The sequence below is a fragment of the Massilia sp. Root335 genome (assembly GCF_001425685.1).
Taxonomy (GTDB): Bacteria; Pseudomonadota; Gammaproteobacteria; order Burkholderiales; family Burkholderiaceae_D; genus Telluria; species Telluria luteola.
On record NZ_LMCY01000028.1, the window covers coordinates 294,539 to 316,719 of the forward strand.

The window sequence follows — 22,181 nt, forward strand, 5'->3', positions numbered from 1 at the left end:
CACCTTACACCCCCAGTTGTTGGCGTTGCCGGCGCAGGTGTTCGGGCATGTCCTTGTAGACGTCCTCGAACATCGACGCGGCGCTCGGCACGCGGCCGTCGATCAGCGTGCCGTGGCGCTCCGCTTCCTTCTGCGCGGCCACGACCTCGGCTTCCAGTGCGGCCTGCAGGGCCTCGTGTTCCGCGTCCGACCACCAGCCTTTTTTAATCAAGTGACGCCGCAGGCGGCCGATCGGGTCGCCCAGCGGGAAATAGGTCCATTCGTCGGCGGGGCGGTAGCGCGACGGGTCGTCCGACGTCGAGTGCGGACCGGCGCGGTACGTCACCCACTCGATCAAGGTGGGACCGAGGTTGCCGCGGGCCCGTTCCGCGGCCCAGCAGGACGCCGCGTACACGGCGAGGAAATCGTTGCCGTCGACGCGCAGCGACGCGATGCCGGCGCCGACGCCGCGCGCGGCAAAGCTGACGCTCTCGCCGCCGGCGATGGACTGGAACGTCGAGATCGCCCACTGGTTGTTGACGACGTTCAGGATCACGGGCGCCTGGTACACGTGGGCGAACGTGAGGCCCGTGTGGAAATCGCTTTCCGCCGTCGCGCCGTCGCCGATCCAGCCGGACGCAATCTTCGTGTCGCCCTTGATCGCGGACGCCATCGCCCAGCCGACGGCCTGCGGGATCTGCGTGGCGAGGTTGCCGGAAATGGTGAAGAAGCCCTTCGCCTTCACCGAATACATGACGGGCAGCTGGCGCCCCTTCATCGGGTCCGCTTCGTTGGACAGCAGCTGGCACACCATGTCGACGAGCGGATATTCGCGCGCCATCAGGAGGCTTTGCTGGCGGTACGTGGGAAAACACATGTCGCCGTCGCGCAGCGCGAGGGCGTGGGCGCTGCCGATGGCTTCTTCGCCGAGCGACGTCATGTAGAACGACAGCTTCTTCTGGCGCTGGGCGATGACCATGCGCGCGTCGAAGATGCGCGTCTTCATCATCGTGCGCAGGCCGAAGCGCAGGGTGTCCCGATCGAGCCCGGGGTCCCAGGGCCCGACCGCATTGCCGTCGTCGTCCAGCACGCGGATCAGGCCGGACGCGAGGGGCGCCGTGTCCTGGTAGCGGATGTCGCTCGGCGGCCGGGGCGTCGACCCGGCCGGGTGGATGTCGAGATACGAAAAATCGGTCTTGCAACCCGGACGGCCGGTAGGCTCCGGGACGTGCAGCGACAGAGGTTGACTCTGGCTCATAAACGCTCCCCCTTGGTAAGGTGTGTGCGGCAGCAACATATTAATTCCGGAAAGACAGCGCACGCCAGCGCGCGCAAGGAATTTTCGTGCTGCCATGCAGCATGCCGGCGCGGGATCGCCGCGCGCATGCCTGCCGCACCAGGCCGGGACCTTAGCATGCGGCGCAGCGAAGGCGCGCCGATTCGCACAAGGGGAATGCGGACCCGCCGCCCGACCGTCAACCCTGCGCGGCGGCGGCGCTCCGGTCGCTGCGGCAACCGGCGGCGGCCGCGAGGATGAAGGCGGCGGTCGCCTCCGGGTTCGTCACGGGGAGCATGTGGCCGCCCGCGATCAGCTGCAGGCGCGCGCCGCGCACCTTGTCGGCCAGCGCCTGCCCGTGCGCCTGCGGGTCGAGGATATGGTCGTCCTTGCCGTACAGGATGGCCACGGGCACGTCGAGCTCGCCGTAGCGCGTCTGCTGCGCGGGCAGGCAATCGGGCAGCGAACGCAGGTCGTCGGACGCGGACAGGAAGGCGCCGGGGCGCAGGCCGAGCAGGGCGCCGCCGCGCGTCGGGAAATCGTGCGGTACGGGTTCCGGGCCGAACACCGCGTCCAGCGCCGCGCGCCCGTTCTTGATCGAGACCGGGGTCGCCAGCGTCCACGCGACGATATGGCGCCACAGCGGCGACAGGATCGTGAGGCCGTCGAACACGGGCGGCACCTCGTCCTGCATGTGCGTCAGCGGCGCGACGAGGGCCAGGGCCCCCACGTGGCGCGGATGATCCAGCGCGAGCGCGAGGGCGAGCGCGCCGCCCAGCGAATGGCCGACGACGAGCGGCGCATCGAGCGCCAGGGTGTCGATCAGCGCGGCGAGGATGGCGGCCTGGGTGCGCAGGTCCGCCGGCGTGCCCGGCGCGCGCGTCGAGAAGCCGGCGCCGGGCCGGTCGACGGCGACGACCCGGTGGCGTCCCGCGAGGCGGGCCGCGACGCCGTAGGTGAAGTGGTCGAGCTGGCCGGCGAGGCCGTGCACGAGCAGGATCGCGGGCGCGCCGGGGTCGCCGCCGAACTCGCGCACGTGCAGGCGCGCGCCGGGCACGTCGATGAAGCGTCCCGTCGGCGGCAACAGGGCTTCGACCTTGCGCTTCATGTACACGGTGAACAGGCAAGCCAGCGCGACGAACAGGGCCGCGACGGCCAGGAAGGACAGGACGATAATCATCGCTTGATCGCTTTCTCGAGGAGGCTCCGGTCGGCGACGGTCGGCGCGCCGAAGCATGGCGTCTCGCGTCGCGGATCGTGTAATATTGACACCATATATTGTCACAAGTTGATGCTGAATGTTCTGTGCGAAAATAGAAGGATGCCTCCAGAATCTTTACAACCGGCCCGGCCCTATCGTGGTGTTCCGCAAGACGAACGCCGCGCCCAGCGGCGCGCCCAGCTGATCGGGGCGGCCGTCGCCGTGTATGGCGAGCGCGGCTATCGCCTGTCGACCGTCAAGGCGGTCTGCGAAGCCGCCGGGCTCACCGAACGTTATTTTTACGAATCCTTCGCCAACAGCGAAGAACTCTTGATCGCGTCGTTCAACGCCGTCACGTACAGCGTGCTGGGCGAGATCACCGAGGCGGCGCACCAGGCCGGCCGCAGCCGGGTCGCGCGGGCGCGGGCGATGCTGCACACTTATTTCGCGGCGCTGCAGCGCGAGCCGCGCTCGGCGCGCGTGTTCCTCGTCGAGATCCGCGGCGTCAGCCGCGCCGTCGACAAGGCCTTCGACGGCGCGCTGCGCGCCATCGGCGAACAGGTCGGCCGCCTCGTCGTGCCGCCCGGCGTGCCGGCCGATCCGCTGCTGGAAGCGGGCATCGTGGGCGGCGTGATCCACATCGCGCTGCGCTGGATCGAGGACGGTTACACGCCCGACATCGAGATCGTCACCGACAGCGCGCTGCGCCTCGGCATGGTGTTGGGACGGGCGCCCGCGCGCGGCACGGCCGCGGCCTGACGCTCAGGCCAGTTTCGGCCAGTCCAGCTCGATCCAAGTGGGCGCGTGGTCGCTCGGTTTCGGGCGCCCGCGCACGTCGCGGTCGACGCCCGCGGCCTTGAGTTTCGGCGCCAGCGCGGGGCTCAGCAACAGGTGGTCGATGCGCAGGCCGGCATTGCGGCCGTACGCGTCACGGAAATAATCCCAGAAGGTGTAGATGACCTCATCCGGATGCATCGTGCGCAGCGCGTCCGTCCAGCCCTGGTCGAGCAGGCGCCGGTACGCTTCCCGCGTCTCCGGGCGGAACAGCGCGTCGTCGAGCCAGCGCTCGGGCTTGTACACGTCGAGTTCCGTCGGCATGACGTTGTAGTCGCCCGCGATGACGACCGGGGCGCCCGTCGCGATCAGTTCCTGCGCGCGCACGTGCAGGCGCGCGAACCAGCGCAGCTTGTAATCGAACTTGGGACCGGGAGCCGGATTGCCGTTCGGCAGATACAGGCAAGCGACGAGGATGCCGTTCACGATGGCCTCGATGTAGCGGCTTTGCTCGTCTTCCGGGTCGCCCGGCAGGCCGCGCTGCAGTTCCTGCGGCTCCGTCCCGCGCGCGAGGATCGCGACGCCGTTCCAGCTCTTCTGGCCGTGCCAGATGGGGCAATAACCCGCCGCGCGGATCTCCATCTCCGGAAATTTCTCCTGCGGTGCCTTGAGTTCCTGCAGGCAGGCGACGTCCGGCTGCGTCTCTTCCAGCCATTGCAGCAGGGCGGGGAGGCGGCTGTTGATGCCGTTGACGTTGAAGGTGGCGATGCGCATGGGGTCTCTCATGGGTTGTCGTTGCCGCTATTCTGACCCGAGAACGCCGCCGGCGCCGCACGAAGCGGGAAAGTAGTCAAACTACGTAATATTGTACAAGAATATGTGCGTACAAGCCCTTGGTTGTAGCTTTTCTACGTTAACCGGTTAAAATTCCCGATTCCAACAACGACAACGAGACGGGAGACCATGAAACCCATCCCCCACGCCGTGCTCGCCCTGTGCCTGGCCGCCAGCCTGCCCGCACTGGCGCAGAACGCGGACCGCGCCTTCCTCGGCTACAAGAACGACAATGGCACGCTGGACATTACCACCAGCGACGGCCGCTACCTGATCCGCCCGTACGACGCCAACATCGTCGAGACGAGTTTCGTGCCGCGCGGGGAGACGTTCGACCCGGTATCGCACGCCGTCGTGCTGGCGCCCGGCCAGGCGCAGGCGTCCGTGAAGGAGGCGGACGGCCGCATCCAGCTGGTCACGGACGGCATCACGGTGACGGTCGAGAAATCGCCGTTCCGCATCAGTTATGCGTACAAGGGCCGTCCGCTGGTCGCCGAAAAGCACGGTTACGCTCACGCCGGGGACCTGGACAGCATCGACTTCGCGCTCGAGGACGACGAAGCGCTGTATGGCGCCGGTTCGCGCGCGGTCGGCATGAACCGGCGCGGCCAGCGCTTGCGCCTGTACAACAAGGCGTCCTATGCGTTCGGCAGCCACGCGGCGCAGATGGGCTATGGCATTCCGATGGCGCTGTCGTCGCACAAGTACGCGCTGCACTTCGATAATCCGCAGGCCGGCTGGCTCGATTTCGACAGCCGCAAGGACGGCACCCTGCGCTACGAAGTGATGGGCGGCCGCAAGACCTACCAGGTGATCGCGGGCGACGACTGGGCCCAGCTGATGGACGAGACGACGCGCCTGACGGGCCGCCAGCCGCTGCCGCCGCGCTGGGCGTTCGGCAATTTCGCCAGCCGCTTCGGCTACCACACCGAAGCCGAGACGCGCGCCGTCGTCGACAAGTTCATCGCCGACGGCATCCCGCTGGACGCCGTCGTGCTCGACCTGTACTGGTTCGGCAAGACCATCAAGGGCACGATGGGCAACCTCGCCTGGGACCGCGACAGCTTCCCCCATCCGGAGGCGATGATGGCCGACTTCAGGAAGAAGGGCGTCAACACCGTCGTGATCACGGAACCGTTCGTGCTGACGACGTCGAAGCGCTGGCAGGACGCCGTGCGGCACGGCGTGCTCGCGACGGATGCGGACGGCAAACCGTTCACCTTCGATTTCTACTTCGGGAACACCGGCCTCATCGACGTGTTCAAGCCGCAGGCGCGCGACTGGTTCTGGAACATCTACAAGGAACTCAAGGCGGGCGGCGTGGCCGGCTGGTGGGGCGACCTGGGCGAGCCGGAAATGCATCCGTCCGCCGCGCGCCACGCGACGGGCAGCGCGGACCAGGTCCACAACATCTATGGCCACGAATGGGCGCACCTGATCGCCGACGGCTACGCGCGCGACTATCCGCAGGAGCGGCCGTTCATCCTGATGCGCTCGGGCTATTCGGGCTCGCAGCGCTTCGGCATGATCCCGTGGTCGGGCGACGTCCGCCGCGGCTGGGACGGCCTGCAGTCGCAGATGGAGATCGCGCTGCAGATGGGCATGCAGGGCCAGGCGTACATGCACTCCGACCTGGGCGGCTTCGCGGGGCCCGTGCTGGACGACGAGCTGTACGTGCGCTGGCTGCAGTACGGCGTGTTCCAGCCGATCTTCCGCCCGCACGCGCAGGAAGAAGTGCCGGCGGAAGCCGTGTTCCGCACGCCGGCCGTGAAGGCGCTCGCGCGCACCGCCATCCGCCTGCGCTACGCCATGCTGCCGTATAACTACACGGCCGCGTTCGACGACAGCCGCACGGGCATGCCGCTGATGCGTCCCGTCCTGTTCGAGGACCCGGACAACGACATGCTGCCGACGAACGCCGTGGCGTCCACATATTTGTGGGGCCCGGACTTCCTCGTCGCGCCCGTGACGGAACCGAATGCCGTGCGCAAGGAAGTCGTGTTTCCGCGCAAGGGCAGCGTGTGGTTCGACTTTTATACGGACGAACCGCACCGCGGCGGCATCATCGAGACGGTGGCCACCCGGCCGGACCGCATCCCGACGTTCGTCCGCGCCGGCGCCTTCGTTCCGCTCGCGCAGCCCGTGCAGAGTACGCGCGACTATTCGACGGCGCAGCTCGACCTGCATTACTGGCACGATGCCGGCGTGACGGCGGCCGAGGGGCACCTGTACGACGACGACGGCCACACGGCGCACGCCTACGAATCCGGCAAGTACGAACTGGTGCGCTTCTCGAGCCGCCTGGCCGACGGCCGCCTCGCGCTCGACATCGTGCCCGAGACCGGCGCCGCGGCGACGCCCACCGCGCGCACCTTCGACCTGAAGGTGCACAACGTGGCGGCCCGTCCGCGCGCCGTGCAGGCCGGCGGCAAGCCCGTGGCGTTCCGCTGGGACGCCAAACGGCGCGTGCTCGACGTGCCGCTGCCGGCCGTCCGGTCGGCGCCGCTGCGGGTCGTCGTGACCTTGTAAGAGGTCATACGGATCGTGCCTGCCGGAAAGCAGGCACGATCCGCGCGGGCAGCCGCGCTCCGCGCCTGGACGGGATTCGGTACACTGCCCATCCGGTTATCCGGATTGCGCACCGCACGATGAAGACCCAACTGTTGCAAGACTTCCAGGAAAGCGGCTCGGCGCCATCGGCGTCGAAGCCGGCGGACCCGCCGCCAGTCGCCGCACCGACGCCTGCGCCGGCGGCGCCGGACGACGTCCGCGCGGCGCCGGCCGCGGGGCCGCGGCCGGCCGTCTGGCACGGCCCCGGCGGGCAGCGCGCCGAGGCCGGCGCGGCCGTCCAGCGGGCGGACCCGGGCGCCATGCAGCGCGCGCCGGACACGCCGGCCCGCGGCCTCGGCGCGGCCATCGAAGCGTGGGCCGAGCGCGCCGCGCAAGAGCGGCCCGCGCCTGCTGCGCAAGGTCGGCCCGCGGCGCCGGCTTCCGCGCCGCCGCAAGCGACGCAGCCCCCGCAAACGGCGGCGCCGGCGCAGGAGGCGACGTTGCCGGGGCAGCATGCGCGCCACCGGCCCGTGCCGTCCGTCGCGCCAGCCGAAACACGCGAAACGCCCGCGGCGCCGGCACCCGGCAACCACGTCCCGCCGCGGCGGCCACCCGAACCCCACGTCGATCCCGGCACGATCCCGCGCCCCGTCCAGCCCGAGGCGGAAGCCGACTGGCTCGCCGCCCGCATGCGCGCGGAAGCGTCCCTGCGCGAAACGCCGGCCTGGAGCAGCATGTGGACGCGCCGCCTCGTCACCTGGAGCATCGCCGGCGGCCTGCTGGCCGGCCTGGCGGCGGGCGGATTGTGGCTGTACGAGGAAAACCGCGTCGACGGGGCGCTCGTGGTCGTGGCCAATACGACGCCGACGCCGACGCCGGCACCGGCGCCGCCCGTGGCGGCCAGCGGCGCGCAGGCGTTCGCCGCCGGTGCGCCGGCCGCCGCTGCCGACGTGGTGAGGCCGATCCCGGCGCCGCCCGAACCGGAAGTCGGGAATGCCCCCTTGCAGCCGGCGCCCGCGCCCGAGCCGGCGACGGCGGCCGCCGTGCCGCATCCCGCCGCGGCCGGCCCGGCGACGGCCGACGTCGAACCGCCCCGGCGCGCGCCACGCCACGCGGCGTCCGCGCGCAAGCGCGCCGTGGCGAAAGTGCGCCACGCCGAAGCGCGGGACGAGACGCGGGACGAGACGCGGGACCGTGCGCCGGCCGCCCTCACGCCGTCGCCGCGCGAGCGGCGCGAAGAGACGCTGATGCAATGCCGGGCCCACGGCTACGACGAGCGCCAGTGCTTCCAGCACGCCTGTACGATGACGCGCTACGGTTTCGTCTGCAAAGGGTGAGCGCGGCGGACGCCGTCAGACGCGGATGTCGCCGAAAAAGCCGAGTTGCAGGCTGGACGCGATGCGCTGGGCCACTTCCAGCGCCTCCGTCGCGCCGTCGACGCCGAACACGTCGACGGCCGTCAGGCGAAACAGCGTGAGCCAGCGCACGAAGTGCTCCGTCTCGATGCCGGACAGCGCCATGTGCTTGCCGAACACATTGCCCTGGAACTCGCCGGTGCCCAGCAGGACCTTGGTCCAGAACGCGTACATGCGCGGCATGTGCTCGTGCCAGCGCCCGGCCAGCTTCGCTTCGAACACGGGGGACAGCAGGGCGTCGTCGCGCACGCGTGCATAAAACGTGTCGACCAGCTGGATGATCGACGATTCGGTGATGGCGGGGGAGGGCATGCGTTGCTTGAAATGGAAAGATGATGTCCCATTCTAGCAAAGATGCATCTTAAATGCAGTTATTGCCGCCGCGGGAACGACGCCCCGCGGCGGCAGGTGCTTACTTGGCGATGCTGGCCGTCTTCAGCTTCGCTTCGGGCTGCAGGACGACCTGGACATAGTTGTCCTTGTCGAAATAGCGCCGTGCGGCCGCTTGCACGTCGGCGGCCGTCAGCTTCTCGACTTCGTCCGTGATCGTCAGCAGGCGGGAGGGCGGCGTGTTTTCCAGCAGCGACGCTTCGAGGTTGGACACCCAGTAGTTGTTTTCATGCTGCCAATGCATGAAATTCTGGCGCCAGTTGGCCTTGACCTTGTCCAGTTCGGCCTGGGTCGGACCGTTTGCCTTGACGCTGTCGATTTCGGCGAACAGCGCCGCCACGAGCGGATCGACCTTGTCCGGTCCGGTCGGCAATTGCGCGCTGATTTCGTAGTGCTCGTACGGGATGCGCAGCAGGGCGCCGCCCATCTGGCCCGCATAGATCAGTCCCAGCTTTTCGCGCAGCACCGCGTTCACGCGCAGGTTCATCACTTCGATGAGCGCGCCCATGCGCAACGTCTCGGCCGGCGACCAGGCGGCGGGCCCGGAGAACGTCAGCGACACGATGCTCTTGGGCTCCGTGCCCGCCTGGACCTCTTTCTTGACGACGCCCTTCGCGATGCGCAGCCCGACGTCGCGGTAAGCGAGCGGCAGGTCGGGCGTGGGCAGCGTGCCGAGGTAGGCGGCGACGAGCGGCTTCATCGCGGCCATGTCGAAGTCGCCGACGACGATGAACGTCATCCCCCGGGCGCTGGCGAAGCGCCGGCGGTACAGGGCGAGGCTCCGGTCGAGGTCGATCTTGTCGACGTCTTCCTGCCTGGGCATGCGCAGCTCGTACGGGTGGCCCTGGTACAGCGTGTCGGCGACGGCTTCGCCGAAGCGCTGTTCGGGCGCCGCGGCGCGGTTGCGCACCATCTCGTTCAGGGACCCCATGTAGGCCTTGTACAGCGCCTCGTCGCGGCGCACGCCGTCGAAGCGCAGCCACAGCAGCTGGAACATCGTTTCCATGTCTTCCGCGCCGCTGCCCGAGTGGCCGCTGATCTCGTCGGTGTAGTCGCCCAGGCCGGCGGTCACCGCGGCATCGCGTCCCGCCAGCATCTTTTGCAGGTCGGCCGGCGCGTAATCCTTCAGGCCCATCATGGCGGCCAGGCCGCTGGCGGCGCGCGCGTTGGGGATGTCCTGTTCGTCGAACAGCGTCTGTCCGCCGAAGCGCTTGGCGCCGAGGAGCACCTGGTCCTTGCGGAAGGCCGTCGGCTTCAGGATCACCTGCACGCCGTTCGACAACGTCAGGCGGGTCAGGCCGAGCGTCTCGTCGCGGGTCTCCGCCACGATGCGGCCCGGCGCCGCGGGACGCGCCATCAAGTGTTGCGCGACCTTCTTTTCGGCGTGGTCCGTGACCTGCGCGTGGCTGGCCGCGGCATCGTCGGCCAGCAGCTGCGCGGTCGTGGGCGCGGGGCCCGTCTTGGTGTTGCCCGCGTACACGATGAGCCTGGCGGCGTCGGCCGGGAAGGCCTTGCGCGCGGCGGCGTTGAGGTCGGCCACCGTGATCGTCGGCAGCAATTCCTGCACGAGGCGGAATTCGGCGTCGATGCCCGGCAGGGACTCGCCGGCGAGGAAGTTGCGCTGGTATTCGGCGACATAGGACGACGAGTCGGTCGTGTCGCGTTCCTTGAGCCCGCGTTCCATCCCGCTCAGGGCCATCTTGCGCGCACGCTCCAGCTCCGCCTCGGTGAAGCCGAACTGGCGCACGCGCTGCTGCTCCTGCTCCAGGGCCGCGATGGCGGGCGCCGCGCCGCCCGCGCCGAGGGAAGCGCTCGCCATGAACGCCTTGTGCTGCGCCGTCAGGGGCACGGTGTTCGCGCCGGCGCCGAGGAACGGCGGATTTGCCTGCTGGGTCAGCTCGCGCAGGCGCAGGTTCAGCAGGAGGGTGGCCAGGCCGTTCACGACCTTGTTGCGATAGTCGCCGTACGTGCCGGTGATCGGTTCGAAGCGCACGGGATAGTGGATGGTGACGGCGTTGCCGGGGATCTCGTCGTCGGCGAACACGAACGCCTCGGTCGTGGCACGCGCGGCGATGTCCGGATAGGCGCGGACCCGCTCGTGCGGCGGATTCGCCAGCCCGCCGAAATGCGCCTTGACGAGACGCTCGGCGTCGGCCGGATCGATGTCGCCCACGACGATCACCGCCATCAGGTCGGGCCGATACCAGTCATGGTAGAAGCGGCGCAGGGCGTCCGGCTTCGCGTTGCGGATCACGTCTTCCTTGCCGATCGGCTCGCGCAACGCGTAGCGCGATCCGTTGAACAGCTTCGGCGCCAGCGCTTTCTGCATACGCTCGGCCGCGCCCTTGCGCAGGCGCGCTTCTTCGAGGACGATGGCACGCTCCTTGTCGATGTCGTCCGCGTTCAGCGTCAGGCCGTGGGCCCAGTCTTCCAGCACCGTGAAGGCCGTCTCGACGTTGTCCTTGCGGTCGGTGGGCACGGGCAGCATGTACACCGTTTCGTCCAGGCCCGTGTAGGCGTTCACGTCGGCACCGAACTTCACGCCGATCGATTGCAGATAGGAGATCAGCTCCTGCTTCTTGAAATGGGTCGAGCCGTTGAACGCCAGGTGTTCGACCATGTGCGCCAGGCCCTGCTGGTCGTCGTCTTCCAGCACGGAACCGGCCTTGACGACGAGCCGCAGTTCGACGCGGTGCTCGGGCTTGCCGTTGCGCTGGACGTACCACGTCAGGCCATTGGCCAGCTTGCCGACCTTGACCTGGGGGCCGACGGGGATCTGCGCCCCCAGGTCGACGGCTGCGGTGGCGGGGAGCGCGGCGGCCAGGGCAGCGGCGAGCACCGTGGCGCGGAACAGAGAGGGCATGCGTGCATCCTTTGGAATCGTTTTCTTGGGAAACGAAGCTTAGCAAACGAACCCATCGGACAAATACGCACATTGTCACCCAGACATTACGTTTGCTCCATTGAATCAATTCAGTCACGGCGGCACGAACATAGCTTGCGGGAATGCCCCGTGGCCGGTTATGGTACGGGCATCATCCTGGCCGCGCGCACGCCATTTCAATCCGACGCCGTCGAATGAATTGTTGTGCTAGTCTTTCTTAGCGGCAATCTCAAAGAAAGGAGCGGCGTGGAATCCCAAGTCAAATCTTCCGTGATGGACGCGATCGGCAACACCCCCGTCGTCAGGCTGGCCCGCCTGTTCGCCGGCCTGGACGTGGTGGCGAAGCTGGAATACATGAACCCGGGCGGCAGCATCAAGGACCGCATGGTGCGCCACATGCTGAAGAGCCTGCCGCCAGGCACGGCGCGCGTCGTCGAGAGCTCGTCCGGCAACACGGGCGCCGCGCTCGCGATGGCCAGCGCGGTGCTGGGCCTGCAGTGCGACGTCACCGTGCCGCAGACGACGAGCATCGAAAAGATCAAGCGCATCCGTGCCTACGGCGCCGAGGTGCATTTGTGCGCGCCGGAGGACGGCCTGGACCCCGCCGGCGGCTACCAGGCCGTGGCCGAGCGCCTCGCGCAGGGCGCCGACGTCCACTACCTCGACCAGTACCGCTCGGCCCTGAACCGCGAGGCTCATTACCGCGACACCGGCCCGGAACTGTGGCGCCAACTGGCGGGCGAGATCGACGTCTTCGTGTGCGGCATCGGCTCGGGCGGAACGATCTCCGGGATCGGCCGCTACCTCAAGGAGCAGAAGCCGGGGCTGACGGTGATCGGCGTGGAGCCCCGCCATTCGGCCTACCGCACGGTCGTCACCGACGCGCCCGCCGAGGGCGCGTTCGCGAGCGTCGTCGAAGGCGTGGGCAAGCGCCAGCCGTCCGGCAGTTTCGACCCGCGCGTCGTCGACGACGTGGTGCAGGTCGACGACGACGAGGCGCTGGACTGGTGCCGGCGGCTCGCGGCGGAAGAGGGCATCCTGGCCGGCGGTTCGAGCGGGTGCGTCACGGCCGGCATCGCGCAGATGCTGCCGCGGCTCGCGGGCAAGCGTGTCGTGACCGTGTTCCCGGACTCCGGCGTGTACTATCTGTCAAAGTACTTCTGATCCCTTCTGATCCCGGAGCCTGCGGTGTCCGACCTGCTTGCCCTGCTCGGTGCCCGCATCCCCGCCAACCTGGCGCCGTTCATGCTGGCCAACGTCGCAGCCCCCGCCGTGCGCGGGCTGCGGCACGGGCCGGACTTCCTCGCGCGCCGGCTCGGCTGCCCGTGCGGCAGCTGGGAACTCAGGCTGCGCACGGCGCGGCGGCAGGAGCGGCGCGGCCTGTTCGGCCGCAAGACGGTGGCGGCGCCGGTCGCGCCGGTCCATGCCGCCTGCCCCGTGTGCGGGCGCGAAGTGCTGTTGTTCGATCCGGCGCAGCACGGCTGGAGCGGCCGCCACGGCGACGGCGTGCGCCCGCGCGCGGACGACGAGGCGTGGTTCGGACCCGTGGCCGGCGAAGTCGTCGTCATCTATGCCTACCAGGCCGAGGACGACTACCGCGCCATGCTGGCCGACGGCTGCCCCGATCCGCAGGACTGGTTCGACTGCTTCGCCATCGTGTTCCGCCCTCCCGGCGCGCAGCCCGTGCTCGTGCTGGCGGACGAATGCGCGCGCGGCAAGGCGGCGGGGGTCTAACGGCGGCCGGACAGGTAGGCCACGCCGGCCGGCCCGTAGCTCTCGCGGTGCGGCTCGGCGCGGCGCAGGTGGAACACGTCGCCGGCGCGGTAGATCTTGATTTCGCCGCCCGCGTGGATGCGCATCTCGCCGGTCAGGACCAGCCCCTTCGCTTCGAACGGATGGGCGTGGTCGTCGAGGCGGCCGTCCGGCCCGCGCTGCACGAGGACGGGTTCCGCATAGCCTTCCGCCCTCAGGATGTCGATGAATTCTTGTTGTTCCATGCCAGGCTCGCAAGTCGTGACGGGCCGAGTGTAGCGCGTCCCGCCCGATCGCGCCGTCCCCTTCAGGACACGGCGCGGGCCAGCCGCGCGCGCCGGCCCTCGGCCATGCGATACCCCACCGCCAGCACGAGGAGCCAGGCCGGGATCATCCACACGGACGGCCGCAGTTCGGGCGTCGCATACATGATCGCGACGATCCCGGCGAGATAGAGCAGGCACGCCCAGTTGGTGAACGGGTAGAGCGGGCTCGGGAACGCCGTCGGCACGCCCGCCGCGCGCTTGGCGGCGCGGAAGCGCAGGTGCGACCAGCTGATCATCGCCCAGTTGATCAGCATGCCGGCGACGGCGAGACCCATCAACAGGCCCAGCGCCTTGCCCGGCACCGCGTAGTTGACGCCGACGCACAGCGCGGTGGCGACCGCCGACACGCCCAGCGACGCCAGCGGCACGCCGCGTTCGTTCACGCGCAGCAGCGCGCGCGGCGCATGGCCCTGCACGGCAAGGCCGTACAGCATGCGGCTGTTCGAGTACACACAGCTGTTGTAGACGGACAGCGCGGCCGTCAGCACGACGACGTTCAGCACGTGCGCGACGATGCCGGCGTCCAGCGCCTTGAAGATCAGGACGAACGGGCTGGCGCCGGGGACGATCTGGTCCCACGGGTACAGCGCCAGCAGCACGGCCAGCGCGCCGACGTAGAAGACGAGGATGCGCCACAGCGTCTGGTTCGTCGCGCGCGGGATCGAGCGCGCAGGATCGGCCGCCTCGGCCGCCGTGATGCCGATGACTTCGAGGCCGCCGAACGAAAACATGATGATGGCCATCGACATCACGAGGCCCTTGATGCCGTGGGCGAAGAAGCCGCCATGCGTCCACAGGTTCGCGACCGACGCCTGCGGTCCGGCGCCGCCGCTGGCCAGCAGGAACACGCCGTAGACGATCATCGCGACGATGGCCGCCACCTTGATGACGGAAAACCAGAATTCGCTTTCGCCGAACGCGCGCACGTTGATGAGGCTGATGCCGTTCGCGAGCAGGAAGCAGCCCAGCGCCGACACCCACGTCGGCACGTCCGGGAACCAGTACTGCACGTAGATGCCGACGGCGGATAGTTCGGCCATGCTGACGAGCACGTACAACACCCAGTAATTCCAGCCCGAGACGAAGCCGGCGAAGCGGCCGCAGTACTTGTCGGCGAAGTGCCCGAACGAGCCGGCGACGGGCTCGTCGACCATCATCTCGGACAGCTGGCGCATGATCAGGAAGGCGACGAGGCCCGCGATCGCGTAGCCGAGCAGGACGGACGGCCCGGCCAGGCGGACCGTCTCCGCGACGCCGAGGAACAGCCCGGTCCCGATGGCGCCGCCGAGGGCCATCAGCTGGATGTGCCGGCTCTTGAGGCCGCGGTGGAGTCGGGTGTCGTCGGAGGCCATGATGTCCGCTTGCTAAAAGACAAGGATTTTAATGGAAACGGTGGCGGCTGTGACCACGCGGCCGGTTTTACTGTGGCCGTATGTGCGAAAGAACCTGTCGCGGCAGTCAAGATACAAGGGTGGGCGGCCCTCCGCCCACGCGAACGCTTGCGTAATGCCGACGTCCGCGTGGGCACGGGGTGCCCACCCTACTGGCCAGGTTGCAACACCGCGCAAGCGTTCAAACGCCGTGCGGCAGCCCGAGATTGCGGTTCGCGGGCACGGCGATGTCGATCAGCTTCGGCTGCGGCAGGCGCAGGTTGTCCATCAAGGCGATGAATTCGTCGCGGCTGCGGCCGGCGACGCGCGCATTGCGCGCCTTTTCCCAGCCGATGGTCGACACGGCCTGTCCCTTGTAGTCGTGCGCCGGCCATACGCGCGTGGCGTCCGGCAGCGCGAACAGTTGATGGGTGATGCTGTCGTACAGCGCGCCTGCGCTGCCGCCCTGGAAGTCCGTGCGGCCGCACCCGTCGATCAGCAGCGTGTCGCCCGTGAACACGTTGCCGCGCCAGACGTAGCACATGCTGCCGGCCGTGTGGCCCGGCGTGTGCAGCACGGCGACCGTTTCGCCGGCGCCGAAGCGGATCACGTCGCCGTCGTGCAGTTGCACTTCGGCGGGCGGGATGCCGCAGCCGCTCGGCACGGCGGCGTGCGCGCCCGTCAACTGGCGCAGGCGGCCGGCCGACGTCACGTGGTCGGCGTGGGCGTGCGTCTCGAGGATGTATTCCAGCCGCAGGCCCAGGCGCGCGATGTGGGCCAGGTCGCGCTCGCAATGGTGGTCGACCGGGTCGATGATGACGGCGGCGTCGCTGCCCGGACCGGCGATGATGTAGGTGTAGGTCGACGATACGGGGTCGAACAACTGGATCGGATTGGTCTGCATTCAGTCTCCTGGTGGACCGGCCGCGGCGCGGGTAGCGCCACGATTGGCCTCGGTGCCGGCGCGGATACGCTCGGCTACCTCGAATATTGCCATGCCGGCCACCATGGCCGCAACGAACAGCAGCGTGGAGCGGCCGCCGACGGCCAGCGCCGTCAGCGCCGGGCCGGGACAGTAGCCGACGAGGCCCCAGCCGACGCCGAACGTCACGCTCCCCAGCACGAGCGGGACGTCGATGCGGCCCGCGCCCGGCACGTGGATGACGCTGCCGAACAGGGGCCGCACGCGCGTGCGCGCGAAGCGGAAGGCGATGGCGGCGACGAGGATCGCGCCCGCCATCACGAACAGCAGCGACGGGTCCCAGACGCCGGCCACGTCGAGGAAGGCGAGCACCTTGGCCGGGTTGCTCATCCCGGACAGGATCAGGCCCGCGCCGAACAGCAGGCCGGCCAGCAGGGCGGTGACGACGTTCATGGCGCGCCTCCGAACACGTGGCGCACGACGAAGACGGTGGCGACGCCGGCGCCGATGAAGCAGGCGGTCGCCAGCAGCGACCGGGGCGACAGGCGCGCGATGCCGCACACGCCATGGCCGCTCGTGCAGCCGGAACCGAAACGCGTGCCGATCCCGACGAGCAGGCCGCCGGCGGCGAGCAGGACGGGCGAGTGGTCGATCTGCGCCGGCGGCATCGCGCGCAGGGCCAGCCAGACGACGGGCGCCAGGAACAGGCCGCCGACGAACGCCACGCGCCAGGCGACGTCGCCGCGCGCGGGCCGCAACAGGCCGCCGAGGATGCCGCTGATGCCCGCGACGCGGCCGTTGGCGAGCAGCAGCAGCGCCGTCGCCAGGCCGATGAGGATGCCGCCCGCGAGCGATGCCCACGGTGTGAAGTGAAGCCAGTCGATGCGCATGATCAGTCCTCCTTGGGACAATAAAGCCGGTATAACAGCTGCAGCACGGCCAGCGCTTCCGGACTGGCCACGCGGTAGAAAATCTGCTTGCCCTCGCGCCGCGTGGCGACGAGGCCCTCCTGGCGCAGCACGCCCAGTTGCTGGGACAGCGTCGGCTGGCGGATGTCGAGCGCGGCTTCCAGCGCGCCGACGGGCTGCTCGCCCTGCGTGAGTTGGCACAGCAGCAGCAGGCGGTCCGGATTCGCGAGGGCCTTCAGCAGCCCCCCGGCCTGCAGGGCGGCGGCGCGCATGGCGTCCGGCGCGGGTGTGGTGGCGATGTCCATGCAATCAGTCTATAAGATTACAATATATATTTCAATAGATTGTTTGGCGTCCTGCGCTCGTAGGATCGCCAAACCGGCCAAGGGTTCCGCCGGATTCAGGCGCGGCGGTCCGCGAGCTGCGCCACGAGCAGGCGGTCGATGCGGTTGCCGTCCATGTCGACGACTTCGAACCGCCAGCCGTCCCAGTCCAGCCGGTCGCCGGCGTGCGGGATCACGGCCAGCTGGTACAGCACGAAGCCGGCCAGCGTGTGGTACGCGCCGCCGTCCTCGTCGGGGAAGCGCACGCCGGTGCCGGTCAGGTGGCGGAAGCGGTCGAGCACCATGCCGCCGTCCACCAGCCAGCTGCCGTCCTCGCGCCTGACGGCGTCCGGTTCGCCGTGGTCGCCCGTCGGCGTCACATCGCCGACGAGCGCGCTCATCACGTCCGTCAACGTGACCATGCCCTGGATGTCGCCGTATTCGTCGACGATCATCGCCAGTTCCACCCGGCCCTGCTTGAGCTGTTCCAGCAGGTCGATGGCGCTGCTCGAATCCGGCACGTACAGGATGGGCTCGACGGCCGCGCCGATGTCGATGCACGGCAAGCACTGGCCGCGGATGGCCTGCCCGAACAGGTTGCGCGCGCGCACGATGCCGAGCACCTGCGAGCGGTCGCCGCGGTAGACGGGGAAGCGGCTGTACGGGGAGTCCGCGATGCGGGCGAGATTGCGCTCCAGGGGCTGGTCGAGGTCGAGGAATTCCAGGTCGACGCGCGGCGTCATCAGCGCGCGCAGGTGCCAGTCGTCCAGCCGCAGGGCGCGCGCGGCGATGTCGTACTCGGCCTTTTCGAACACGCCGGCCTCGGCGCTTTCCTTGATCATGCCCGTCACTTCTTCCTCGGTCGGCGTATCGTCCTTGCGGTGGTGCATGCCGAGCAGGCGCATGATGCCGTCCGTCGCCATCGCCAGCAGCCGCACGAACGGGTGCGCGAGGCGCGCCAGGAACTGCAGCGGCCGCGCGCTCGCCGCCGCCAGTTGTTCCGGATACAGGATCGCGATGCGCTTGGGCACCAGTTCGCCCAGCACGATCGAGGCGAACGTGATGCCGAACACGACGATGACCAGGGACACGGACCGCGCATACCCGTCCGCCACGCCGAGCCCGGCCAGCCTGGGCGTCAGGCGTGCCGTCAGCGACGCTTCGCCGTACGCGCCGTTGAAGATGCTGATGAGGGTGATGCCGACCTGCACCGTGGACAGGAAGCGGCTCGGGTCTTCATGCAGGTCGAGCGCGCTGCCGGCGCCGGCATTGCCGCCGGCCTTCATCTGGTCGAGGCGCAGGCGCCGGGCCGAGACGATGGCCAGCTCGGACATGGCGAACACGCCGTTGAGCAGGATGAGGGCGAGGATGATGACGACGTCGACCATGCGTTTCCCGAACTCCGCCGGGACGGCCCGTGCCGCCTGCCGGCGGGTCGATCATCGCATGGGGGAATCGGGGGAGGTCGCACAGGACGAGCCATGTACCGGACAAACCAGCGTGATTCCCGGACCGGTTTACGTCGTTCCCGGACCGGCTTATTTCGTTCCCGGACCGGTTTTACGTCGTTCCCGCGGAGGCGGGAACCCAAGTTCCCTGGCGCAGCGGGGTGGCGAGCGAAATTGGACCCCCGCCTCCGCGGGGGCGACGGTGCGCCGCGGGGGCGACGGTACTTTGCGGGGCTGCGGTGCGCCGCGCGGGCGACAGTGCCTTGCAGCCGGGCTTTCAGGGCTGCCCTGGATCGAAATGCTTCGCGATCCCCGCCCAGCAGTCCTGATAATTGCCCTGCAGCTGGGGCGACTGCAGCGCGTACGGCGTGGCGACGAGCGGCGTGCGGGTCTCGAACATGAACGCCATCGTGTCCGTGACCTTGTGCGGGCGGCTCGTGTCGGCGCTGCTGGCCTTGTCGAACGTGGCGGCGTCCGGGCCGTGTCCGCTCATGCAATTGTGCAGGCTGGCGCCACCGGGCACGAAACCGTCCGCCTTCGCGTCGTAGGCACCGTGCACGAGACCCATGAACTCGCTCGCGACGTTGCGGTGGAACCAGGGCGGACGGAACGTGTCCTCGCCGGCGAGCCAGCGCGGCGGGAAGATGACGAAGTCGAGCGTGTCGACGCCGGGCGTGTCGGACGGCGCCTGCAGCACGAGGAAGATCGACGGGTCCGGGTGGTCGTAGCTGATCGAGCCGATCGTGTTGAAATGGCGCAGGTCGTACTTGTAGGGCGCGTAGTTGCCGTGCCAGGCGACGACGTCCAGCGGCGAGTGGCGGATGCCGGCACGCCACAGGTTGCCGCCGAACTTCACGACGAGTTCGAAATCCCCCTCGACGTCCTCGTAGCGCGCGACGGGCGTGAGGAAGTCGCGCGGATTGGCCAGGCCGTTCGAGCCGATCGGACCGAGGTCCGGCAGGCGCAGCAGGGCGCCGAAGTTTTCGCAGACATAGCCGCGCGCCGCGCCGTCCGGCAGGTCGACGGCAAACCGCACGCCGCGCGGGATCACGGCGATCTCCTGCGGTTCCACCTCGATGCACCCGAATTCGGTGGCGAGCGCGAGCCGGCCCTGCTGCGGCACGATCAGCAGCTCGCCGTCGGCGGAGTAAAACCAGCGCCCGCGCATGGGGCGGTTCGCCGCGTACACGTGGATGGCGCAGCCGGACATCGCGGCCGGCGCGCCATTGCCGGCCATGGTGACGAGGCCGTCGATGAAGTCGGTGGGTGCGTCGGGCATCGGCAGCGGGCTCCAGCGCATCTGGTTGGGCGACGGGGCGACGCCCTCGAATCCGGCGGCGATGCGGCCGTTGCTCATGGGCTCGAACGCGCCGTGCATCGCGGCGGGCCGGATGCGGTACAGCCAGGAGCGCCGGTTGTGGCTGCGCGGGGCCGTGAACGCCGTGCCCGAGAGTTGCTCCGCATACAGGCCGTAGGCGACGCGCTGCGGCGAATTGCGGTGCGCCGGCAGGGCGCCGGGCAGGGCCTCGGTGGCGAATTCGTTGCCGAAGCCGGACATGTACTCGGTCGAAGCAGTCAAGAGATCTCCAGAATCCGTGGTGTTTACGACACTCTAGAGGAGTGCGGCCGATTTTACGAGGTGAATACAGAAATGTAGAATATTTAGATCATCAATAACACTATCTCGTGCATGATCGAACCCTCTAGCATCGACCTGAATCTGTTGTCGGTATTTCAGGAGGTCTACCGCGAACGCCAGATCTCGGCCGCCGCAAGGCGCCTGGGCCTGACGCAATCGGCGGTGAGCAACGCGCTGGCGCGGCTGCGGCGCACGTTCGGCGACGAGCTGTTCGTGCGCACGGCGTACGGCATGCAGCCGACGCCGCTCGCGCAGCAGATGGCCGAGCCGATCGGCGCCGCGATGGCCCAGGTGGCGCTGGCCCTGTCGCAGCGCAGCCGGTTCGACCCGGCCACCAGCAGCCGCCGCTTCACGCTGGCGATGACGGACGTGGGCGAGGTGTACTTCATGCCGGTGCTGATCGAGCGTTGCCGGTCGGGTGCGCCGAACGTGGAGATCGCCTCGGTCCGGGCGAACGGCCTCACCCTGAAGGACGACATGGAGACGGGCAGGGTCGATCTCGCCATCGGCGCGTTCGGGGACGTGTCGGAAGCGTTGTACCACCGGGCATTGTTCCGGCAGCCCTTCGTGAGCATGTTCCGCAAGGACCATCCGCTGGCGAAGGGCAAGGTGGACCTGGCGCGCTTCGTGGCGGCGCCGCACCTGATCGTCGATGCGGCCCAGAGCCCTTATGACCGCATCAATGGATTGCTGGAAAAGGCCGGGGTGACGGCCGGCGCCCGGTTCCGGGTGCCGCATTTCACCGCGGTCCCGTACATCGTCAGCACGAGCGAGCTGGTGGTGACGGTGCCGCAGAAACTGGCCGAGAGCGCGGCAAGCCCGTTCGGCCTGAAGTGGATCGAACCGCCGCTCGCCTTGCCGACGTTGCAGACGAACGTCTTCTGGCACCGGCGCTTCAACCACGACCCCGGCATCCAGTGGCTGCGGGGGCTGATTGCCGACGTGTTTGCCGAATGATCCCGCAGACGCGTCGCCGGCGCGCCGCCACGAGCGGCGCGTGGAGGAGCTGACAACTTAATGAAAGAGGACAACACAATGGCCGACCTGTTTGACAATCCGATGGGGCTGATGGGCTTCGAATTCGTGGAATTCGCCTCGCCCGCCCCGGGCGTGCTGGAACCCGTGTTCGTGGCGCTGGGCTTCACGAAAGTCGCCGTGCACCGCTCGAAGGACGTCGTGCTGTACCGCCAGGGCGACATCAACTTCATCGTCAACAACGAGCCGAAGAGCGCGGCCTATTACTTCGCCGCGGAACACGGCCCGTCGGCCTGCGGCATGGCGTTCCGCGTCCAGAACGCACACAAGGCGTATGCGCGTGCGCTCGAACTGGGCGCCCAGCCGCTGGACATCCCGACCGGCCCCATGGAGCTGCGCCTGCCCGCCATCAAGGGCATCGGCGGCGCGCCGCTGTACCTGATCGACCGGTTCGAGGACGGCAAATCGATTTATGACATCGATTTCGAATGGATCGACGGCACCGAACGCCACCCGGCCGGCCATGGCCTGAAACTCATCGACCACCTCACGCACAACGTCTATCGCGGCCGGATGAGCTACTGGGCCGGCTTCTACGAGAAGCTGTTCAACTTCCGCGAGATCCGCTATTTCGACATCAAGGGCGAGTACACGGGCCTGACGTCGAAGGCGATGACGGCGCCGGACGGCAAGATCCGCATCCCCCTGAACGAGGAAGGCAAGGCGGGCGGCGGCCAGATCGAGGAATTCCTGCTCAAGTACAACGGCGAAGGCATCCAGCACATCGCGCTGCTGACTGAAGACATCTTCGCGACCGTCGACGGCCTGCGCGCCGCCGGCGTGCCGCTGATGGCCGCGCCGCCGGCCACGTACTACGAGATGCTGGAGTCGCGCCTGCCGGGCCACGGCCAGGACGTGGAAGCGCTCAAGGCGCGCGGCCTGCTCGTCGACGGCACGACCGAGGACGGCAGCCAGCGCCTGCTGCTGCAGATCTTCTCGGAAACGCAGCTGGGTCCCGTGTTCTTCGAATTCATCCAGCGCAAGGGCGACGAGGGCTTTGGCGAGGGCAATTTCAAGGCCTTGTTCGAATCGATCGAGCGCGACCAGCTGAAGCGCGGGGCGCTCAAGACCGCCGCGTAAACGCTTAGGCACGGTGGGCTCGGGGAGCCCACCCTTGTATCTTGAGCGTGTTGGTGATTAGCTACCACTAACTGA

General features: G+C 68.7%; 20 protein-coding genes. 7 read left to right on the forward strand and 13 right to left on the reverse strand.

Annotated features, from left to right (window positions below; all coding sequences use genetic code 11):
* Nucleotides 1-4 precede the first annotated feature (4 nt).
* Together ASC93_RS16990 and ASC93_RS16995 are read right to left on the reverse strand one after the other, a co-directional pair.
* On the reverse strand, nt 5-1,237 hold the full coding sequence (locus tag ASC93_RS16990) for a 3-methyl-2-oxobutanoate dehydrogenase (2-methylpropanoyl-transferring) subunit alpha (protein WP_056444625.1): 1,233 nt from the start codon (nt 1,235-1,237) through the stop codon (nt 5-7).
* 217 nt (nt 1,238-1,454) lie between these two features.
* A complete protein-coding gene (locus ASC93_RS16995; RefSeq protein WP_056444628.1) occupies nt 1,455-2,435 on the reverse strand; it encodes an alpha/beta fold hydrolase in 981 nt (326 codons plus the stop codon).
* Between the two features lie 141 nt (nt 2,436-2,576).
* Here ASC93_RS16995 and ASC93_RS17000 point away from each other — a divergent pair, with 141 nt between their 5' ends.
* Nucleotides 2,577-3,215: a TetR/AcrR family transcriptional regulator gene (locus ASC93_RS17000; RefSeq protein WP_056444630.1), complete on the forward strand. Its 639-nt coding sequence runs from the start codon at nt 2,577-2,579 to the stop codon at nt 3,213-3,215.
* Nucleotides 3,216-3,218: 3 nt separating this feature from the next.
* On the opposite strand, the gene xth is transcribed toward ASC93_RS17000, so the two are convergent.
* A complete protein-coding gene (gene xth, locus ASC93_RS17005; protein WP_056444631.1) occupies nt 3,219-4,004 on the reverse strand; it encodes an exodeoxyribonuclease III in 786 nt (261 codons plus the stop codon).
* A gap of 189 nt (nt 4,005-4,193) precedes the next feature.
* Here xth and ASC93_RS17010 point away from each other — a divergent pair, with 189 nt between their 5' ends.
* Together ASC93_RS17010 and ASC93_RS17015 are read left to right on the forward strand one after the other, a co-directional pair.
* Complete coding sequence (locus tag ASC93_RS17010) at nt 4,194-6,593, forward strand: TIM-barrel domain-containing protein (RefSeq protein WP_056444634.1); 2,400 nt, start codon at nt 4,194-4,196, stop codon at nt 6,591-6,593.
* A 119-nt stretch (nt 6,594-6,712) separates the two neighbouring features.
* Nucleotides 6,713-7,951, forward strand: coding sequence for a hypothetical protein (locus tag ASC93_RS17015; RefSeq protein WP_056444637.1), 1,239 nt, complete (start codon nt 6,713-6,715; stop codon nt 7,949-7,951).
* 15 nt (nt 7,952-7,966) lie between these two features.
* On the opposite strand, the gene ASC93_RS17020 is transcribed toward ASC93_RS17015, so the two are convergent.
* Both ASC93_RS17020 and ASC93_RS17025 read right to left on the reverse strand, forming a co-directional pair.
* Nucleotides 7,967-8,341, reverse strand: a complete 375-nt coding sequence (locus tag ASC93_RS17020; protein ID WP_056444641.1) for a group III truncated hemoglobin — start codon at nt 8,339-8,341, stop codon at nt 7,967-7,969.
* Nucleotides 8,342-8,441: 100 nt separating this feature from the next.
* Nucleotides 8,442-11,282, reverse strand: a complete 2,841-nt coding sequence (locus tag ASC93_RS17025; protein WP_056444644.1) for a pitrilysin family protein — start codon at nt 11,280-11,282, stop codon at nt 8,442-8,444.
* A 267-nt stretch (nt 11,283-11,549) separates the two neighbouring features.
* On the opposite strand from ASC93_RS17025, the gene ASC93_RS17030 reads away from it, so the two are divergent.
* Entirely contained in the window at nt 11,550-12,467 is a 918-nt protein-coding gene (locus ASC93_RS17030; protein WP_229412761.1) for a PLP-dependent cysteine synthase family protein, read from the forward strand.
* 24 nt (nt 12,468-12,491) lie between these two features.
* Nucleotides 12,492-13,037 (forward strand): hypothetical protein, encoded by a 546-nt coding sequence (locus tag ASC93_RS17035; RefSeq protein WP_056444651.1) that lies wholly within the window; start codon nt 12,492-12,494, stop codon nt 13,035-13,037.
* On the opposite strand, the gene ASC93_RS17040 is transcribed toward ASC93_RS17035, so the two are convergent.
* The 8 genes from ASC93_RS17040 to hmgA form a co-directional block, all read right to left on the reverse strand.
* Nucleotides 13,034-13,300 (reverse strand): cupin domain-containing protein, encoded by a 267-nt coding sequence (locus ASC93_RS17040; RefSeq protein WP_056444654.1) that lies wholly within the window; start codon nt 13,298-13,300, stop codon nt 13,034-13,036. The genes ASC93_RS17035 and ASC93_RS17040 overlap by 4 nt on opposite strands.
* Nucleotides 13,301-13,362: 62 nt before the next feature.
* Entirely contained in the window at nt 13,363-14,733 is a 1,371-nt protein-coding gene (locus tag ASC93_RS17045) for an amino acid permease (RefSeq protein WP_056444657.1), read from the reverse strand.
* 220 nt (nt 14,734-14,953) lie between these two features.
* Nucleotides 14,954-15,655, reverse strand: a complete 702-nt coding sequence (locus ASC93_RS17050) for an MBL fold metallo-hydrolase (protein ID WP_056444660.1) — start codon at nt 15,653-15,655, stop codon at nt 14,954-14,956.
* On the reverse strand, nt 15,656-16,126 hold the full coding sequence (locus ASC93_RS17055) for a DUF6691 family protein (protein ID WP_056444664.1): 471 nt from the start codon (nt 16,124-16,126) through the stop codon (nt 15,656-15,658).
* Nucleotides 16,123-16,563, reverse strand: coding sequence for a YeeE/YedE family protein (locus ASC93_RS17060; RefSeq protein ID WP_056444667.1), 441 nt, complete (start codon nt 16,561-16,563; stop codon nt 16,123-16,125). Before ASC93_RS17060 ends, ASC93_RS17055 begins: the two co-directional genes overlap by 4 nt.
* 2 nt (nt 16,564-16,565) lie before the next feature.
* Nucleotides 16,566-16,886, reverse strand: a complete 321-nt coding sequence (locus ASC93_RS17065) for a metalloregulator ArsR/SmtB family transcription factor (protein ID WP_056444668.1) — start codon at nt 16,884-16,886, stop codon at nt 16,566-16,568.
* A 95-nt stretch (nt 16,887-16,981) separates the two neighbouring features.
* Nucleotides 16,982-18,292, reverse strand: a complete 1,311-nt coding sequence (locus ASC93_RS17070; protein WP_056444671.1) for a hemolysin family protein — start codon at nt 18,290-18,292, stop codon at nt 16,982-16,984.
* Nucleotides 18,293-18,629: 337 nt separating this feature from the next.
* On the reverse strand, nt 18,630-19,910 hold the full coding sequence (gene hmgA, locus ASC93_RS17075; RefSeq protein WP_082548112.1) for a homogentisate 1,2-dioxygenase: 1,281 nt from the start codon (nt 19,908-19,910) through the stop codon (nt 18,630-18,632).
* 132 nt (nt 19,911-20,042) lie between these two features.
* Here hmgA and ASC93_RS17080 point away from each other — a divergent pair, with 132 nt between their 5' ends.
* Together ASC93_RS17080 and hppD are read left to right on the forward strand one after the other, a co-directional pair.
* Entirely contained in the window at nt 20,043-20,948 is a 906-nt protein-coding gene (locus ASC93_RS17080; protein WP_056444677.1) for a LysR family transcriptional regulator, read from the forward strand.
* 78 nt (nt 20,949-21,026) lie between these two features.
* On the forward strand, nt 21,027-22,106 hold the full coding sequence (hppD, locus tag ASC93_RS17085; protein ID WP_056444680.1) for a 4-hydroxyphenylpyruvate dioxygenase: 1,080 nt from the start codon (nt 21,027-21,029) through the stop codon (nt 22,104-22,106).
* Nucleotides 22,107-22,181 lie beyond the last annotated feature (75 nt).

Coding starts and splice junctions, on each gene's coding strand:
- ASC93_RS16990 (WP_056444625.1), bottom strand. CDS start 1,237: ATGAGCCAGAGTCAACCTCTGTCGCTGCACGTCCCGGAGCCTACCGGC.
- ASC93_RS16995 (WP_056444628.1), bottom strand. CDS start 2,435: ATGATTATCGTCCTGTCCTTCCTGGCCGTCGCGGCCCTGTTCGTCGCG.
- ASC93_RS17000 (WP_056444630.1), top strand. CDS start 2,577: ATGCCTCCAGAATCTTTACAACCGGCCCGGCCCTATCGTGGTGTTCCG.
- xth (WP_056444631.1), bottom strand. CDS start 4,004: ATGCGCATCGCCACCTTCAACGTCAACGGCATCAACAGCCGCCTCCCC.
- ASC93_RS17010 (WP_056444634.1), top strand. CDS start 4,194: ATGAAACCCATCCCCCACGCCGTGCTCGCCCTGTGCCTGGCCGCCAGC.
- ASC93_RS17015 (WP_056444637.1), top strand. CDS start 6,713: ATGAAGACCCAACTGTTGCAAGACTTCCAGGAAAGCGGCTCGGCGCCA.
- ASC93_RS17020 (WP_056444641.1), bottom strand. CDS start 8,341: ATGCCCTCCCCCGCCATCACCGAATCGTCGATCATCCAGCTGGTCGAC.
- ASC93_RS17025 (WP_056444644.1), bottom strand. CDS start 11,282: ATGCCCTCTCTGTTCCGCGCCACGGTGCTCGCCGCTGCCCTGGCCGCC.
- ASC93_RS17040 (WP_056444654.1), bottom strand. CDS start 13,300: ATGGAACAACAAGAATTCATCGACATCCTGAGGGCGGAAGGCTATGCG.
- ASC93_RS17045 (WP_056444657.1), bottom strand. CDS start 14,733: ATGGCCTCCGACGACACCCGACTCCACCGCGGCCTCAAGAGCCGGCAC.
- ASC93_RS17050 (WP_056444660.1), bottom strand. CDS start 15,655: ATGCAGACCAATCCGATCCAGTTGTTCGACCCCGTATCGTCGACCTAC.
- ASC93_RS17055 (WP_056444664.1), bottom strand. CDS start 16,126: ATGAACGTCGTCACCGCCCTGCTGGCCGGCCTGCTGTTCGGCGCGGGC.
- ASC93_RS17060 (WP_056444667.1), bottom strand. CDS start 16,563: ATGCGCATCGACTGGCTTCACTTCACACCGTGGGCATCGCTCGCGGGC.
- ASC93_RS17065 (WP_056444668.1), bottom strand. CDS start 16,886: ATGGACATCGCCACCACACCCGCGCCGGACGCCATGCGCGCCGCCGCC.
- ASC93_RS17070 (WP_056444671.1), bottom strand. CDS start 18,292: ATGGTCGACGTCGTCATCATCCTCGCCCTCATCCTGCTCAACGGCGTG.
- hmgA (WP_082548112.1), bottom strand. CDS start 19,910: ATGTCCGGCTTCGGCAACGAATTCGCCACCGAGGCCCTGCCCGGCGCC.
- ASC93_RS17080 (WP_056444677.1), top strand. CDS start 20,043: ATGATCGAACCCTCTAGCATCGACCTGAATCTGTTGTCGGTATTTCAG.
- hppD (WP_056444680.1), top strand. CDS start 21,027: ATGGCCGACCTGTTTGACAATCCGATGGGGCTGATGGGCTTCGAATTC.